Source organism: Paraburkholderia kirstenboschensis (assembly GCF_032806925.1).
In the GTDB taxonomy this organism is placed as follows: Bacteria; Pseudomonadota; Gammaproteobacteria; order Burkholderiales; family Burkholderiaceae; genus Paraburkholderia; species Paraburkholderia kirstenboschensis.
This window is the reverse complement of the sequence record NZ_CP136511.1, coordinates 825524-840426: the sequence shown is the minus strand read 5'-3', so window position 1 is coordinate 840426 and position 14903 is coordinate 825524. Positions and strand designations below refer to the sequence as shown.

The 14903-nt window shown below is 59.5% G+C and carries 15 protein-coding genes; 12 read left to right on the top strand and 3 right to left on the bottom strand.

The features are described 5' to 3' along the window. Nucleotides 1–14: 14 nt before the first annotated feature. The 12 genes from RW095_RS04225 (at nucleotide 15) to RW095_RS04170 (ending at nucleotide 11639) form a co-directional block, all read left to right on the top strand. Nucleotides 15–248 (top strand): hypothetical protein, encoded by a 234-nt coding sequence (locus RW095_RS04225; protein WP_317016570.1) that lies wholly within the window; start codon nucleotides 15–17, stop codon nucleotides 246–248. A gap of 495 nt (nucleotides 249–743) precedes the next feature. After that, nucleotides 744–1889: an alpha-hydroxy acid oxidase gene (locus RW095_RS04220; protein WP_317016569.1), complete on the top strand. Its 1146-nt coding sequence runs from the start codon at nucleotides 744–746 to the stop codon at nucleotides 1887–1889. 133 nt (nucleotides 1890–2022) lie between these two features. Beyond that, nucleotides 2023–3231 (top strand): ABC transporter substrate-binding protein, encoded by a 1209-nt coding sequence (locus RW095_RS04215; protein ID WP_317016568.1) that lies wholly within the window; start codon nucleotides 2023–2025, stop codon nucleotides 3229–3231. A gap of 62 nt (nucleotides 3232–3293) precedes the next feature. Further along, the gene (locus tag RW095_RS04210; protein WP_317016566.1) at nucleotides 3294–4235 is read left to right on the top strand and encodes an amidohydrolase family protein; all 942 of its coding nucleotides are present in this window, start codon (nucleotides 3294–3296) and stop codon (nucleotides 4233–4235) included. A gap of 33 nt (nucleotides 4236–4268) precedes the next feature. Further along, nucleotides 4269–5045, top strand: coding sequence for an SDR family NAD(P)-dependent oxidoreductase (locus tag RW095_RS04205; RefSeq protein ID WP_317016565.1), 777 nt, complete (start codon nucleotides 4269–4271; stop codon nucleotides 5043–5045). Nucleotides 5046–5124: 79 nt separating this feature from the next. Beyond that, nucleotides 5125–5904 carry an enoyl-CoA hydratase/isomerase family protein gene (locus RW095_RS04200; protein ID WP_317016563.1) on the top strand — a complete coding sequence of 260 codons (780 nt, stop codon included), beginning with the start codon at nucleotides 5125–5127 and terminating at the stop codon, nucleotides 5902–5904. Between the two features lie 23 nt (nucleotides 5905–5927). Beyond that, nucleotides 5928–7157 carry a CaiB/BaiF CoA transferase family protein gene (locus RW095_RS04195; protein ID WP_317016562.1) on the top strand — a complete coding sequence of 410 codons (1230 nt, stop codon included), beginning with the start codon at nucleotides 5928–5930 and terminating at the stop codon, nucleotides 7155–7157. A 61-nt stretch (nucleotides 7158–7218) separates the two neighbouring features. Then, nucleotides 7219–8073 carry a phytanoyl-CoA dioxygenase family protein gene (locus RW095_RS04190; protein ID WP_128585696.1) on the top strand — a complete coding sequence of 285 codons (855 nt, stop codon included), beginning with the start codon at nucleotides 7219–7221 and terminating at the stop codon, nucleotides 8071–8073. A gap of 103 nt (nucleotides 8074–8176) precedes the next feature. Then, nucleotides 8177–8947 (top strand): ABC transporter ATP-binding protein, encoded by a 771-nt coding sequence (locus tag RW095_RS04185; RefSeq protein ID WP_128593965.1) that lies wholly within the window; start codon nucleotides 8177–8179, stop codon nucleotides 8945–8947. Then, nucleotides 8947–9705 (top strand): ABC transporter ATP-binding protein, encoded by a 759-nt coding sequence (locus RW095_RS04180; RefSeq protein WP_317016559.1) that lies wholly within the window; start codon nucleotides 8947–8949, stop codon nucleotides 9703–9705. The genes RW095_RS04185 and RW095_RS04180 overlap by 1 nt, the downstream gene beginning before the upstream one ends. A 14-nt stretch (nucleotides 9706–9719) precedes the next feature. Then, nucleotides 9720–10598 (top strand): branched-chain amino acid ABC transporter permease, encoded by an 879-nt coding sequence (locus RW095_RS04175; RefSeq protein ID WP_317016557.1) that lies wholly within the window; start codon nucleotides 9720–9722, stop codon nucleotides 10596–10598. A gap of 12 nt (nucleotides 10599–10610) precedes the next feature. Further along, entirely contained in the window at nucleotides 10611–11639 is a 1029-nt protein-coding gene (locus tag RW095_RS04170; RefSeq protein WP_128585693.1) for a branched-chain amino acid ABC transporter permease, read from the top strand. Nucleotides 11640–11701: 62 nt separating this feature from the next. Here the strand turns inward: RW095_RS04170 and gcvA are convergent, their stop codons facing one another. The 3 genes from gcvA to RW095_RS04155 all read right to left on the bottom strand — a co-directional run bounded on the left by gcvA (nucleotide 11702) and on the right by RW095_RS04155 (nucleotide 14762). Then, on the bottom strand, nucleotides 11702–12613 hold the full coding sequence (gene gcvA / locus RW095_RS04165) for a transcriptional regulator GcvA (RefSeq protein ID WP_317016742.1): 912 nt from the start codon (nucleotides 12611–12613) through the stop codon (nucleotides 11702–11704). A gap of 120 nt (nucleotides 12614–12733) precedes the next feature. Next, nucleotides 12734–13777: a 4-hydroxy-2-oxovalerate aldolase gene (gene dmpG, locus RW095_RS04160; protein ID WP_394365046.1), complete on the bottom strand. Its 1044-nt coding sequence runs from the start codon at nucleotides 13775–13777 to the stop codon at nucleotides 12734–12736. 19 nt (nucleotides 13778–13796) lie between these two features. Next, complete coding sequence (locus tag RW095_RS04155) at nucleotides 13797–14762, bottom strand: acetaldehyde dehydrogenase (acetylating) (protein WP_317016555.1); 966 nt, start codon at nucleotides 14760–14762, stop codon at nucleotides 13797–13799. Nucleotides 14763–14903 lie beyond the last annotated feature (141 nt).

Genomic DNA, 14903 nt, shown 5'->3' with positions numbered 1-14903 from the left:
GGAGCAGTGACTATATGAAATATTATTTTTCTATATTGGTCAAAGAAAATTTAATTTTATTTGCGGCGGCTGGGGTATGTCCTGGGAAGAAGTCGGCGGACGAAGGGCATGAAAATCGGGAGGTCTGCAACCAGAAAAGCGTATGCGCCGTTCGCGAATCGACCGACAAAGCCGATTTCCATGGGGGCGACGAAGGGCTCGATCTCGTGCGTAGCGACAAGCCGATAGAACCGATAGCTCCCGAATAGCATGACGAGCGAACCACTGCGATGCGAGTGCCGTGAAGGAACGGGTGACCAAGCCATGGGAAGAGGAGCAGGGATTCAGCGATCCGAAACATACTCAGGCGCTCTTTTCGGGCGCGGGGCTGATTTTCTAGGGCGTGAGCGGTTACGGTAACGAGTTGCGCGGACAGTGATGCTCAGGCGTCGCCCCACTGCCTCGAAGGCACATACGGCTGTGAGAGGGGGCAATCGGTTCATCGCGGGGAGTCTGGCATGCGCTTGAGACTATCTCAAGCAAAGGGCGGCACCCGCGCATCTCGAATCCAGCGCGAAACGCGGCATCGCAAACGCTTGCGCCGGCGCCGGCCAGAACGATGGCGCCGGCGGGCGGCAAGTGGCCAAAGGTTTTCTTTTCCCCGCTGTTAGAAATAGTGCGTTGACCGGACTATTGGCGAACCCTAGACTCGTTTTCAACCTGTTCTGTAGGGATGCCATGCTGACCACGCCACGGTTGAAAACATGACTGTCATTGCCACCATAGAAGACTTGCGCGTGCTCGCCGAGAAGAGGGTGCCGCGGATGTTCTACGAATACGTCGATTCCGGCTCATGGTCCGAGTCGACGTATCGGGCCAATACAGAGGACTTCGGCCACATGAAATTCAGGCAGCGCGTTGCTGTCAACGTCGAACGTCGCAATCTGAAGACGCGAATGGCCGGCCAGGAAGTGACGATGCCCTTGGCGATCGCGCCCACTGGCATTGCCGGCATGCAAAGGGCGGACGGCGAAATATTAGGTGCAAGAGCGGCCGAGAAGTTCGGTATCCCATTCGTTCTATCGACAATGAGCGTCTGCTCGATCGAAGACATTGCGGAACATACCTCCGCGCCGTTCTGGTTCCAGCTATATGTTATGCGAGACCGGCACTTCATGGTTCGTCTGATCGACCGCGCCGCGGCCGCAAAATGTGCGGCGCTTGTAGTGACCGTCGATTTGCAGTTTCACGGCGTGCGACTGAAGGAGATCAGAAACGGACTTTCGGTGCCGCCAAAAATGACTGTGTCGAATCTTGTGAGCCTGTTGTCAAAGCCGCGATGGTGTCTGGATATGGCGGGGACGAAGCGCCGCACGTTTGGCAATATCGTCGGGCATGCGGCGAACGTCAAGGACATTACGTCGATGTCGTCGTGGGTGTCCCAGCAATTCGATCCGACGCTATCCTGGGACGACGTAAAATGGATCAGGCGGCGCTGGCCCGGAAAATTGATCATCAAGGGAATCATGTGCGCGGAGGATGCGCGACTCGCGGTCGACAGCGGCGCGGACGCCGTTGTCGTGTCGAACCATGGGGGCCGGCAGATGGACCACGCCCCGTCCACCATAGCGGCGTTGCCGGCCGTCGTCGATGCCGTCGGGGGCGAGACCGAGGTTCATATCGACGGCGGAATCCGCTCAGGTCAGGACTTGCTCAAAGCGCTTGCGCTGGGGGCGAAGGCGGGATATATCGGCCGATCGTTTCTTTATGGACTGGCCGCGCGAGGAGAAAGCGGCGTCACACGTTGCTTGGAAATCATCCGCCAGGATCTGGATCTCACGCTGGCTTTTGTCGGTCTTGACGATGTGAAGGCTGTCGATTCCAGCATCCTGGTCGCAGGCACCTATTGAAACGGAGTCAGGCATCTTTAAGGTAGGCGAGTAGTGGAAGGACAACTGACCGACCCGATCAAGAGGTCCGGCAGACGGCATGCGAGCAGCACATAAATGATACGCACCGAAAAAATTAATGGAGACAGCAGTAATGAAAACAGAATCGAAAAAAGCGCTCGCTATTGCCAGTTTCACGTTGCTGGCCGCTGCTTGTTCGAGTTACGCATCCGCAGCGGGAAATACCATCAAGATCGGTTTTATTACCGACCTGTCGGGCGACTATGCGGACCTCGATGGCCCCGGCGGCGTCAAAGCGATCCAGATGGCGATCGCGGATGCGGGTGGCAGCGTCAGCGGAAAGAAGATCGAACTGCTGGTGGCAGACCACCAGAACAAGGCTGATATCGCGGCCAGCAAAGCGCGCGAATGGTTCGACGTCCAGGGCATCGACTTGTTGGTGGGCGGAACCAACTCTTCGGCTACGCTGGCGATGGCGGGCATTGCCGCTCAAAAGAAAAAAGTCTTTATTTCCGTCGGTTCGGGCACGATGCAGCTGACCAACGAGGAATGCAATCCGTACACCATCCAGTATGTATTCGACACCGCGGCCGTGGCGCGGGGCACGGGTGCGGCACTCGTCAAGCAAGGCGGCAAGTCCTGGTATTTTCTGACGGCTGACCTCGCATTCGGCATTTCGCTAGAAAAAGAAACGGCGGCGACCATCAAGGCCAATGGCGGAAAAGTTATCGGCGAGGCCCGACATCCGCTAGGGGCGTCGGACTTCTCGTCGTTTCTTTTGCAGGCACAGGCTTCGAAGGCTGAAGTTCTTGGCCTCGCCAATTCCGGTACGGATTTCGTCAACGCGATTAAGGGTGCGCACGAGTTCCAGATCAACAGGACGATGAAGCTGGCGGGCATCGTCATGCCGATCAGTCAGATCAATTCGCTGGGACTGGATCTCGCCCAGAACATGTATTTCACCGACGCATGGTACTGGGATCAGAGCGACGCATCGCGCAAATGGGCGCGCCGTTACTTTGCCACGGTCAAAAAGATGCCCGGCATGTTTCAGGCGGGAGACGCGTCGGCGGTGTCGAACTATCTAAATGCGGTCAGCCTGGTGGGCACCGATCCCGACAAGGTGATGGCGAAACTGCGAGCAACGAAGATCGACGACTTCTTCACGACCAATGGCGTGATCCGTCCCGACGGCAGCATGGTGCACGACATGTATCTGATGCGTGTCAAAACCCCGGCCGAGTCCAAGTATCCGTGGGATTACGAAAAGTGGGTTCAGACGATTCCGGGCGATCAGGCCTTCATCTCCAAGGGCGAATCGAAGTGCGCGTTGTGGAAGTGAGCCAGCTGCGCGACCACGCTCGTATCGCGAACTAGCACGCGTTCAATATCGGAGAGCGCCACATGATTCGTTTGCGTCAACAGCGGATTCTAGACGCCCATCACCACTTTTGGGATCTCGAGTCCGCGCACTATCCGTGGCTGTCGACGGCGGTCGATCCGCATTTCTTTCTTTCGGACTACTCGTCACTGCGCGCCCGCAACTATCTGCCGGATGATTACCGCGCCGCATCGGCAAAGTTCACGGTCGTCGGGACCGTGCATATCGAAGCGGAGCGCGAGCGTACCGATCAGGTCGGGGAAACGCGCTGGCTGACCGAATTGAATCGCGCCAGGGGCTTACCGAGTGCCATCGTCGGTCACGTCTGGTTCGATCGGCCCGAATGCGAAGAACGGTTGCTCGCTCATCTTGAATCGTCATTGTTCCGCGGCGTTCGCTCGAAACCGGTCTGCGCGCCGAGCCGTGAAGAGATGTCGCCGGGGCGATCGGGCTCGATGCAGGATGAACGATGGCTACGGGGATTTGCGCTGCTGGAGAAGTACGGGCTTTCATGGGACCTGCGTGTGCCGTGCTGGCATCTGCACGAGGCGGCGGCCGTGGCGCGCGACTTCCCAGCGACGGCGATCGTATTGAACCACACGGGTTTTCCATGGGACCGCAGCCCGGAAGGGCTCGCCGCGTGGCGCAGCGGCATGGAGGCGGTCGCTGCCCATCCCAATGTGTGGCTGAAGGTATCTGAACTGGGTTTGCCTGCTGCTCCGTGGAGTATCGAGGGGAACCGGCAAGTGGTGCGGGAGGCGATTGAGATCTTCGGCATCGAGCGTTGTATGTTCGGTAGCAACTGGCCGGTTTCTACATTGCGCGCTTCCTATGAAACGATCGTCGATGGACTCCTGACCATTCTCAGCGATTTTTCGGAGATCGATCTCGATCGGTTCTTCTGCGGCAACGCCGCCAGGTTTTACAGGATCGACGCGCAAACAGTCACGCGCGACGATTGCTGACCGGGGATTTTTCTGACATTGGAGTGAATGGCAGTGGGCAATCGAATCAAAGACAAGGTCGCCATCGTGACCGGCGGCGCAGGCGGGATCGGCTCAGCGACGGGAACGGTTTTCTGCGAAGAGGGCGGCAAAGTCGTACTCGTGGATCGCGACGGAGTGGCACTGGATGACGCGGCGGCGAGGATCCGCGACACCGTTCCCGGCGCAACCGTTCTCACCGTGATTGCCGACGTCGCTAATGAGATATCGGCCGCGGATATCGCAGCAAAGACACTGGACGGGTTCGGGCGCATCGATGTACTTGTAAACAACGCAGGGATCCGCAGTTACTCGCCACTTGCGGAAGCATCGGCGCAATCCTGGCAGGAGATTCTCGGCGTCAACCTGCTGAGTTATGCGTTCATGTCGAAGGCGGTGATTCCGGCGATGCGCGCATCCCGGCAAGGCAGCATCATCAATATTTCTTCGACGTATGCGGTGACCGGCCGGCCCAGCATGGGCCAATACGATGCTACCAAGGCTGCGATCCTGGCCCTGACGCGCACGCTCGCGTTCGAAGAGACACCTAACGGTATCCGTGCCAACGCCGTATGTCCTGGCTTCACGTTGACGCCGTTTCATGTCGCAAAAGCGCAAGCCAACGGGCAGTCCGCTGAAGATTTGCGTACCGCTGACATCGACGGTTGCCTGATGCGACGTTGGGCCGATCCGCGTGAGGTTGCCTATCCCATTCTTTGGCTGGCGTCTGACGAGGCTTCGTATATAACCGCAAGCACGTTGATGGTCGACGGTGGCCGTCCGGTCGTCTAACGACTACGCATTCTGTGGCAGCGATGAACTGATGGCGAATCAGTCCATTGCCCCGTGATCCGTCTTCAGAGGAGAAGGTATGTCTGATTTCATCAAGGTCGAGCGCAGCGGTGCGGTGGCCACGGTCGTGCTCAACCGGCCCGAAAGGCTTAACGCGGTATCAAAGCCGATGTGGAAAGCGATCGACGTGGCCTTTACCGCATTGTCGTCCGACGATTCTTTGCGCTGCATCATTGTGCGTGGCGCGGGTGAAAAGGCGTTCAGCGCCGGGGCCGATATCTCGGAGTTTGAAACCGATCGATGCGACAAGGCCCGTGCCGCTGAATACGGCCGTGTGGTTCACGCAGCGGCCGCCGCGATAGAAAACTGCCGTCATCCGATCGTCGCGCAGATTCACGGCGTGTGCGTTGGCGGCGGCCTGGTGCTCGCCGCGCTATGCGACATGCGCATCTGCGGGGAGTCGAGCCGGTTCGGCGCGCCGGTAAAAAACCTCGGGTTGGTCGAAGCGTATACGGAGATGGCGCCGATGATCCGCCTCACGGGTCCGGATGTCGGACTCGAAATCCTGCTGGAGGGCCGCGTGTTCGGCGCCGCCGAGGCAAAAGAAAAGCGACTCGTGTCGCGCGTGGTCGCCGACGACCGGGTCGCAGAGGAAGCATGGGCAACGGCGCAGCGGGTCGCCGAAGGGGCGCCCCTGGCCGCGCGCTGGCACAAGAAATTCGTGCGCCGTCTGGCGGCGCCCGTGGCCATCTCCGACGCCGAATACGACGAATGCTTCGACTGCTTCGACACGGAGGACTTCCGCATCGGCTATCAGGCGTTTCTCGCCAAGCAACGTCCCGACTTCGTCGGCAGATAACCCCCAATGGAACGAAGGAAACCATGACAACGAATTCCTCACACGCCGGACCGCTTGCCGGAATGCGGGTGTTAGAGCTGGCCCAGATCATGGCGGGGCCTACCTGCGGAATGATGCTGGCGGATATGGGCGCTGACGTCATCAAGGTCGAAAAGCTGCCTGGTGGCGACGACTCGCGTGGCTATGGCGAACCGCGCGTGAACGGCGTGTCGGCGGCCTTCATGATGCTCAACCGGAACAAGCGTGGCGTGGCGGTCAACCTGAAGCACGCGCAAGGCAAAGAGATCCTGAAGCGAATGGTGGCCGACACTGACGTACTGATCGAAAACTACCGGCGCGGCACGCTCGAGAAGTTTGGGCTTGGATATGACGTACTGTCCAAAATCAATAGCGGCCTGATCTATTGCGCGATCTCGGGCTATGGCCGGGATGGGCCATACGGGGACAAAGGCGGTTTCGATCTGGTGGCGCAAGGCTTCTCCGGCCTTATGTCGGTAACTGGCGAGCCCGGCAGACCGCCGGCGAAGACCGGTAATTCGATCGCGGATATTAACGCCGGCGTGCTCAGTGTCGTCGGTATCGCGGCCGCCTACGCGCACAAGCTGAAAACCGGCCAGGGGCAGATCGTCGACACCTCGCTGATCGAGGCGGCGCTCCAGCAAATGTACTGGCATGCGGCGATCTACTTTGCCACAGGCAAGTCGGCCGGCCCGACGGGTTCGGCTCATCTTCTGACCGCACCGTATCAGGCGTTTCGCGCAAGCGACGGCTGGATCAATATCGGTGGGGCAAATCAGGCGAATTGGGAGCGTATTGCCGATGTGCTCGAGCGTCCGCAATGGCGAGCCGATCCGCGGTTCGCCACCAATATGGCGCGAATGGAAAATCTCGAGGTGCTGGTTGCGGAGATGACGTGCGTTCTCGTCACGCGTACCCGCGACGAATGGATCGCGGCTTTCGATAAGGCAGGTGTGCCGGTCGGTCCCGTGCATACAGTGGAGGAAGCGCTCGAGCATCCGCAGACGCTGGCGCGCAACATGGTCGTCGACCTGGTGCATCCGCAGGCCGGACCGACGCGAGCGCTGGGCTGCCCGGTCCACTTTTCCGAAACCCCGACGCAGATCACTCGTCCGTCGCCGCTGCTCGGCGAACACACGCGTGAACTGCTGCGCGAATACAACTATACCGATGACGAAATCGACGCTTTCGTGGCTGACGGCGTCGTGGAGGAGGCGGCCGCGGTGACGACCTGAACAAGGCGTTTCGCGGTCAGTGACGTGGATGGGTACCTGTTTGCATTAATTAGGAGGACATATGCCAAAACTATTGAGCCAGACGGAGATCGACCGTTATAAGGAAGAAGGGGTGCATTTTCCGGTGAAGGCTATGACGCCGGCCGATGCGAACGATCTTCTCGGGCGCTTCATGGATTTGCAGGAGCGCTATGGCGCGAAGATGTCGCGTAACAACAATCAGTTGCACAACTCGCACATGCTGGTGACCTGGCTTGCGGAGCTAGTACGCCATCCGACAATCCTCGACGCGGTCGAAGATATTCTCGGTCCGGACATTCTGTGCTGGAACTCGCAGTTCTTTGCCAAGAAGCCGCACGATCCGCGCTTCGTGTCCTGGCATCAGGACTCCACCTACTACGGCATGTCAACCAATGAAGTGCTAACCGTATGGCTTGCGCTGACGCCCAGTGTGGTCGAGAACGGCTGTCTGCGCGTGGTGCCCGGCAGTCACAAAACGCAGGTGCCGCATATCGATACCTTCGACGAAAACAATTTCCTGACCCGTGGCCAGGAAATCGCTGTTGAGGTCAACGAAGATGATGTGCTGGACGTCATCCTGCAGCCGGGCGAAGCGTCGATTCACAATGTGCGGCTCTTTCACGGCTCCGAGCCTAACAAAGCGGACTTTCCGCGAGTCGGCTTTGCGATCCGCTATATCCCCACGCACGCTTACCAGACCACTGGTTTGCCCGACAGTGCGACGTTGGTGCGCGGCGAAGACAGGCACGGTAATTTCGTCCTCGCGCCGGCGCCGGAATCGGACTTTCATCCGGAGGCGATGGCGCGCCACGCCGCTGCTGTCGATATGCAACTGCAGATTCTGTATGCAGGCGCGGCCGAAGCGGGCAAGCGCGCGACCGCACCGGCGCAATAGCCAGCTCACCGCAGGCGGCGTACGAACGCAACGCAACGCAGCGCAGCGCAACGGGGCGTCGTCGCCGACGCCTCACGGTATAAACGAACAACTGGAGCAGCCAGTGGTCGACGTCATTCTCGAGACGCGAAACCTGACCCGGCATTTCAACGGATTTACTGCCGTGAATGATGTCAGCGTCAAAGTCCGCCGCGGACATATCCATGCCCTGATCGGTCCGAACGGCGCCGGCAAAACGACGTTCTTCAATTTGCTGTCCAAATTCCTCACCCCGAGCGCCGGGGCGATTGTATTCAAAGGGCGCGACATCACGGATGCCACGCCCGCGCAGATCGCTCGACAAGGGGTCATTCGCTCGTTTCAGATCTCCGCGGTCTTCCCGCATCTGTCGGTTCTCGACAACGTGCGCATTGGCTTGCAGCGCAAGCTCGGCACGTCGTTTCATTTCTGGCGCAGCGAACGCAGCATCGCTTGCCTGAACGATCGCGCCATGGACCTGCTTGCCTCTGTGAATCTGGTTGCATTCGCGCACGATATCGCCGCTGATTTGCCTTACGGCCGCAAGCGTGCGCTCGAAATCGCGACGACCTTGGCCATGGACCCGGAACTGATGCTTCTGGACGAGCCGACCCAGGGAATGGGACACGAGGACGTCGACCGGATTGCCGAGCTGGTCAAAAAGATTTCTGCGGACCGCACGATCCTGATGGTCGAACACAATCTCACGGTCGTCGCGGGTATTTGCGACAGGATCTCGGTGCTGCAGCGCGGCAGCGTGCTGGCCGAAGGCACGTATGCGGAAGTTTCCGCGGACGAGCGCGTGATTGAAGCTTATATGGGCAGCGGCCCGCAGACGCTCGCGGGGGTGCACTGATGCTGGATATCGATGTCCGTTCGGCCGCGTCACGCGGTGCGACTCGCGTTTCGGGCTATGCGCTCGACGTATCGAACCTCGATGCCTGGTACGCAGAGTCGCACATCCTGCATAACGTCGGCATGCAGGTGAAGCAGGGTGAAGTGGTCGCGCTGCTTGGACGTAATGGCGCTGGCCGCACCACGCTGCTACGGGCCATCATGGGGCTGACGGGAGCTCGCGAGGGTTCGGTCCGGATCAACGGCACGGAGGCAATCAATCTTCCGACCTACAGCATTGCACATCTGGGCGTCGGCTATTGCCCAGAGGAACGAGGCATCTTCTCGGGACTGTCGACAGAGGAGAACCTGATGCTGCCACCGCCGCTTTCCAAGGTCCATCCGGGCATGACGCTTGAAGAAATCTACGCAATGTTCCCGAACCTCGCGGACAGAAGAGCGAGCCGGGGAACGCTTCTTTCTGGTGGCGAGCAGCAGATGCTAGCGGTCGCGCGGATCCTTCGCACCGGCGCGAGACTGCTGTTGCTGGACGAGATTTCCGAGGGTTTGGCGCCGGTTATCGTGCAAGCGCTCGCGCGAATGATCGTCACGCTCAAGCGTGCCGGCTACACCATTTTGCTGGTGGAGCAGAACTTCCGCTTCGCGGCGCCTTTGACCGACCGGTTCTACGTCATGGAACACGGGGAGATCGTGGAGTCGTTCGATGCGTCGGATCTTCTGTCGAAGATGTCCGCATTGCACACATTACTCGGCGTATAAATGAAAGGGCGAATATGTTCGGCATGTCGCTACCGGTGATTCTGAGCCAGTTGCTCCTTGGGCTGGTGAATGGCTCGTTTTACGTAGTACTCGCGTTGGGACTTGCAGTTATCTTCGGCCTGTTGAATGTGATCAACTTTGCGCACGGGGCGTTGTATATGCTGGGCGCGTTCGTGGCGTGGATGGGCCTCAGTTATGCGGGCGTGGGCTATTGGACGATGTTGTTCGTCGCGCCAATATTAGTGGCCGCTTTCGGGATGATCGTGGAGCGTGTGCTGTTACGGCGGCTCTACAAGCTCGATCCGCTTTACGGGTTGCTGTTGACGTTCGGCCTCTCGCTCATGGTGGAAGGGCTGTTCCGGTCGGCCTACGGCGTGTCTGGAGAGCGCTACGCAGTTCCACCGTCACTGTCTGGCGTATTCGATATCGGCTTCATGATCCTGCCGGTCTACCGTGCATGGGTTGTCGCTGCATCCCTGTTCGTTTGCTTCGGCAGCTGGTTCCTGATCGAGAAAACGCGCCTGGGCGGCCGGCTGCGCGCGAGCACGGAGAACCCGAAGCTGGTGGAGGCATTCGGCATCAACGTGCCACGCATGGTGACGCTCACCTATGGGTTCGGTGCATTGCTGGCAGCGTTTTCCGGTGTACTCGCGGCGCCGGTGGTACAGGTCTCTCCATTGATGGGCTCGAACCTCATCGTTATTGTGTTTGCGGTCGTCGTTATCGGGGGGATGGGCTCGATCGTTGGCGCCATCGTGACGGGACTCGGTCTGGGCGTGATCGAGGGACTGACACGTCTTGTCTACCCCCCGTTATCGGATGTGGTCGTTTTCATCGTCATGGCGATTGTCCTGATTGTCCGGCCTGCAGGCCTGTTCGGAAAAAGAAACTAGGAGAGGCGCGAAATGGATATGAAGTTCAAGTACGCGATCATGCTGGCGATCGCGTTGGCCGCGCCAGCGGTCGTTTATCCTGTACTGCTAATGAAAATGCTGTGCTTCGCGTTGTTTGCGTGCGCGTTCAATCTGTTGCTCGGATTTGCAGGCCTGCTGTCTTTTGGTCATGCTGCATTTTTCGGCGTCGCTGGCTATGTGTTCGGTTATCTGCTCGGCCCGATGGGTTGGCCGCTCGAAGCGGCACTGCTGGCGGCGGTCGGCGGCGCGGCCGCGATTGGCGCTGTAATGGGCGTGCTGGCGATCCGCCGGCAGGGCATTTATTTCACGATGATTACGCTGGCACTCGCCCAACTGGTGTATTTCGCGTGCCTGCATACGCCTGCAACCGGTGGTGAAGAGGGCATGCAGGGTGTGCCGCGCGGACATTTGCTCGGCGTGATTGGCCTGTCGAACGACACCACTTTTTATTACGTGGTGTTGGCGTTCACGGCAGGCGCCTTCGCGTTGATCTTTCGCATCGTGCATTCGCCGTTCGGCAAGGTATTGAAGGCCGTCAAAGAGAACGAGCCGCGAGCCATCTCGCTGGGTTATGACGTTGACCGGTACAAGCTGCTCGCGTTTGTTCTTTCCGCTGCGTTGTCGGGTCTTGCTGGCGCATTGCAGGCGGAAGTGCTGGGTTTTGAAACACTAACGGACGTGCATTGGGGTACGTCGGGTCTCGTGCTGCTGATGACGCTGATCGGCGGGGTCGGCACGATCGACGGTCCGATCATCGGCGCGGTGCTCATCGTCGCGCTCCAGAACAAACTGGACAGTCTCGGCAATTGGCTATCGGTGCTGACAAATATCGACTGGTTCAGGTCGCTCGGCGAGTCGGTCACTATCGTCACCGGCTTTCTCTTCGTGGTCTGCGTGCTGGCATTCAGGCGCGGGATAGTAGGCGAGGGCGCTGCGCTGATGCGGCGCTTGCATGACAATACCAGGTGCGGGCGCGCGCAGCGCTCGAAGCTGTCCATGCAGGAGCCTCAGCGACGGTGAAGGCAGTAAGGCGGCCGGGGCTCTGAGCCCAGCGCGCCATTGTGCCGCTCAGCGGCATACGGCTAGCTGTCCGCTGCGACCTCGTGATGGAGCCAGGCCACGAACTGGAGAGTTGAAGTGTCGGCCACCCGTGACTCGGGGTAAATGACGTAGTACGCAAACTCGACCGGCAGGCTGCGCTCAAACGGCCTGACCAGAACTCCGCTAGCGAGGTCGTCCGTTACCCAGCTGTTCTTGACCAATGCCACTCCACGCCCGTCAATCGCTGCGTTGATCACCAGATGGCTTGGCGAAAAGGATGGGCCGCGGGTGGCATCCACGCCTTCCACGCCAGCCGAGCGCAGCCAGGTGGCCCAGTCCGGGTTGGTGCTGCCATCGCTGTACGTGCTTTCGTCGTGCAGCAGAGTGTGATGTTTCAGGTCGCCAGGCGTGCGCAGAGGATGGTCCCCTTCTAGTAGCGCGCGGCTGCAGACAGGGAAAACCTCGACGGAAAGACATTGCTCGGAATGGAAACCCGAATAGACGCCCTTGCCGAACCGGATGGCCAGGTCGAAATCGACCCGGGCGAAATCGATAGGCTCGGCGGATGTCGTGACTTTCGTGTCGAAGTCGGGGCACGCCTTCATCAGCCGCTCAAGGCGAGGCAAAAACCATTTCACCGCGAACGTAGGCGGCATGCTGATCTTGAGTGTCGGCCGTTTCCGTTTTTGATGAAGCAGATGCGTTGCTTCGGCGATCTGTTGGAAAGCACCTTGAATTGCAGGAAGATAGCCTTTGCCCGCGTCGGTCAATTCAAGCGATTTCGGCCTGCGGTGAAACAGCGGGAAACCCAGTGCATCTTCAAGGAGTTTGATCTGCTGGCCCACGGCCGCAGCGGTCACGCAAAGCTCCTCCCCCGCTCGCGTAAAACTCAGATGCCGGGCGGCGACTTCAAACGCCCTAAGCGCGTTAAGAGGAGGGAGCGGCCGTGACATTGAAATCATCTCTTCGTTTCGTTCCAGGCGTCACATTACCATAACGGATATGCAGTAAAGCGCGCGGAGCCGCACGCAACCGCAGCACGCAACGGCTGGAGAAACAAAGCGGGCTTCGCCTCAGGCGGATGGGCGGGGATCCCCCGAAACCGGGCCGTGCTTCAGCAGGTCGAGTGCGACGTCGAGGATCATGTCTTCCTGGCCTCCGACCATGCGGCGGCGGCCCAATTCCACGAGGATATCGACGGTTTTCAGACCATACGTCGCGGCGGCAGACTCGGCGTGCCGCAGGAAGGAAGAGTAGACCCCCGCATAGCCGAGCGCCAATGTCTCGCGGTCGACGCGGACTGGCCGGTCCTGCAGCGGGCGAACGATGTCGTCGGCAGCGTCCATCAGTTTGTAAAGGTCGCAGCCGTGATTCCAGCCGAGCCGCTCGGCGGCGGCAATGAACACCTCGATCGGCGCGTTGCCAGCGCCGGCGCCCATGCCTGCCAGACTCGCATCGACGCGCAGACATCCTTCTTCAACCGCCACAATCGAGTTCGCGACACCAAGGCTCAAATTATGGTGAGCGTGCATGCCGGTCACCGTCTCGGGCTCGAGTACGTCCTTGAGCGCGATGAATCTTTCGCGCACGTCGTTCATGCTAAGCGCCCCGCCCGAATCCACCACGTAGATGCAAGTCGCGCCAAATTTCTCCATCAGTTTGGCCTGTTGCGCGAGACCCTGCGGCGTATTCATGTGACTCATCATCAGAAAGCCAACGGTGTCCATACCGAGATTTCTGGCCGTTTCGATATGCTGCCTGCTGACATCGGCCTCGGTGCAGTGAGTGGCGACGCGCACCACGCGCGCCCCTGCCGCGTAGGCGGACTTCAGGTCGTGCACGGTGCCGACGCCTGGCAGAAGGAGGGTAGCCACCGTTGCGTGTTTGACGGTCTCAGCCACCGCCTCGATCCAGGCGAGATCCGTATGTGCGCCGAACCCGTAATTGAAACTTGAGCCTGCCAGGCCGTCGCCGTGTGCGACTTCGATGGAGTCGACTTTCGCTTCATCCAGAGCGCGGGCAATATCCCTGACCTGCTTCAGGCTGTATTGGTGGCGAATAGCGTGACTGCCGTCGCGCAAGGTGACGTCGGAAATATAAAGTTTCTTGTGCTTCACGATTGATATCCCATTCCTGTCATGCGATTGTCGTGCCGGTGCGTACAATGCGGCTCGCGACGCGCTCCGCGGTGGCGAGTGCTGCGCTGGTCATGATGTCGAGATTTCCGGCGTAGGCGGGCAGATAGTGCGCGGCGCCTTCCACTTCGAGAAATACGCTGACTTTCAGGCCGGAAAGCGGTCCGATGCCCGGAACGTTGACGGGCTTCGCCGCATCGATCACCTCGAACTGCACCTGTTGATTCAGACGGTATCCCGGCACATAGGCCTGTACATCGCGAACCGTCTGCGCGATTGAATCGGCGATGCGGGCCTGGGTGCGCGCGATGTCGTCACCAGGCTCAGCGAGGCAAAATACCGTGTCACGCATGATCAGCGGCGGCTCGGCCGGGTTGAGAACAATGATGGCTTTACCTCGCCGCGCACCACCGACCATTTCGATTGCTCGTGACGTGGTTTCGGTGAATTCGTCGATGTTGGCCCGGGTACCCGGGCCTGCCGATTTGCTCGCGATCGAGGCGACGATCTCGCCATAGTGAACTGGCGTCACACGCGAAACCGCCCAGATGACAGGAATCGTCGCTTGCCCACCGCATGTGACCATATTGAGGTTGGGCCGATGCACGTGTGTATCGAGATTGACTACCGGCACACAATATGGACCGACAGCCGCCGGGGTGAGATCGATGATACGGATATCGGGCTTGTGGCTTCTCAGGCATGCTTCGTTCCTGATATGAGCCGACGCGCTGGTCGCATCGAACACGATGCCGATATCATTGAACTCCGGCATGCGAACGAGGCCTTCGACACCGGCCGACGTGGTGCTCACGCCCATACGAGCGGCGCGCGCCAGTCCGTCTGAGTCGGGATCAATGCCGACCATCACGCTCATCTCGAGATCCTGGCCGTACCTAAGGATCTTGATCATCAGATCGGTGCCGATATTTCCAGAACCAATAATGGCGACTTTTGTTTTTGACATGTGTTCCCCAAAAAGAATGGATCGCGAAGCGGGATTACGTATCTCTCATGCGAGCAGCCGTCTCCGTCGCGCCAACCTCGATTGATTCGCGACCATGGTCAACGGCGTATCTGTCCCCTGGTACAGCAGACTAGGCCGGAG

Coding starts and splice junctions, on each gene's coding strand:
- RW095_RS04155 (WP_317016555.1), bottom strand. CDS start 14,762: ATGTCAAAAACAAAAGTCGCCATTATTGGTTCTGGAAATATCGGCACC.
- gcvA (WP_317016742.1), bottom strand. CDS start 12,613: ATGTCACGGCCGCTCCCTCCTCTTAACGCGCTTAGGGCGTTTGAAGTC.
- RW095_RS04175 (WP_317016557.1), top strand. CDS start 9,720: ATGTTCGGCATGTCGCTACCGGTGATTCTGAGCCAGTTGCTCCTTGGG.
- RW095_RS04215 (WP_317016568.1), top strand. CDS start 2,023: ATGAAAACAGAATCGAAAAAAGCGCTCGCTATTGCCAGTTTCACGTTG.
- RW095_RS04170 (WP_128585693.1), top strand. CDS start 10,611: ATGGATATGAAGTTCAAGTACGCGATCATGCTGGCGATCGCGTTGGCC.
- RW095_RS04190 (WP_128585696.1), top strand. CDS start 7,219: ATGCCAAAACTATTGAGCCAGACGGAGATCGACCGTTATAAGGAAGAA.
- RW095_RS04220 (WP_317016569.1), top strand. CDS start 744: ATGACTGTCATTGCCACCATAGAAGACTTGCGCGTGCTCGCCGAGAAG.
- RW095_RS04180 (WP_317016559.1), top strand. CDS start 8,947: ATGCTGGATATCGATGTCCGTTCGGCCGCGTCACGCGGTGCGACTCGC.
- RW095_RS04225 (WP_317016570.1), top strand. CDS start 15: ATGAAATATTATTTTTCTATATTGGTCAAAGAAAATTTAATTTTATTT.
- RW095_RS04195 (WP_317016562.1), top strand. CDS start 5,928: ATGACAACGAATTCCTCACACGCCGGACCGCTTGCCGGAATGCGGGTG.
- RW095_RS04200 (WP_317016563.1), top strand. CDS start 5,125: ATGTCTGATTTCATCAAGGTCGAGCGCAGCGGTGCGGTGGCCACGGTC.
- RW095_RS04210 (WP_317016566.1), top strand. CDS start 3,294: ATGATTCGTTTGCGTCAACAGCGGATTCTAGACGCCCATCACCACTTT.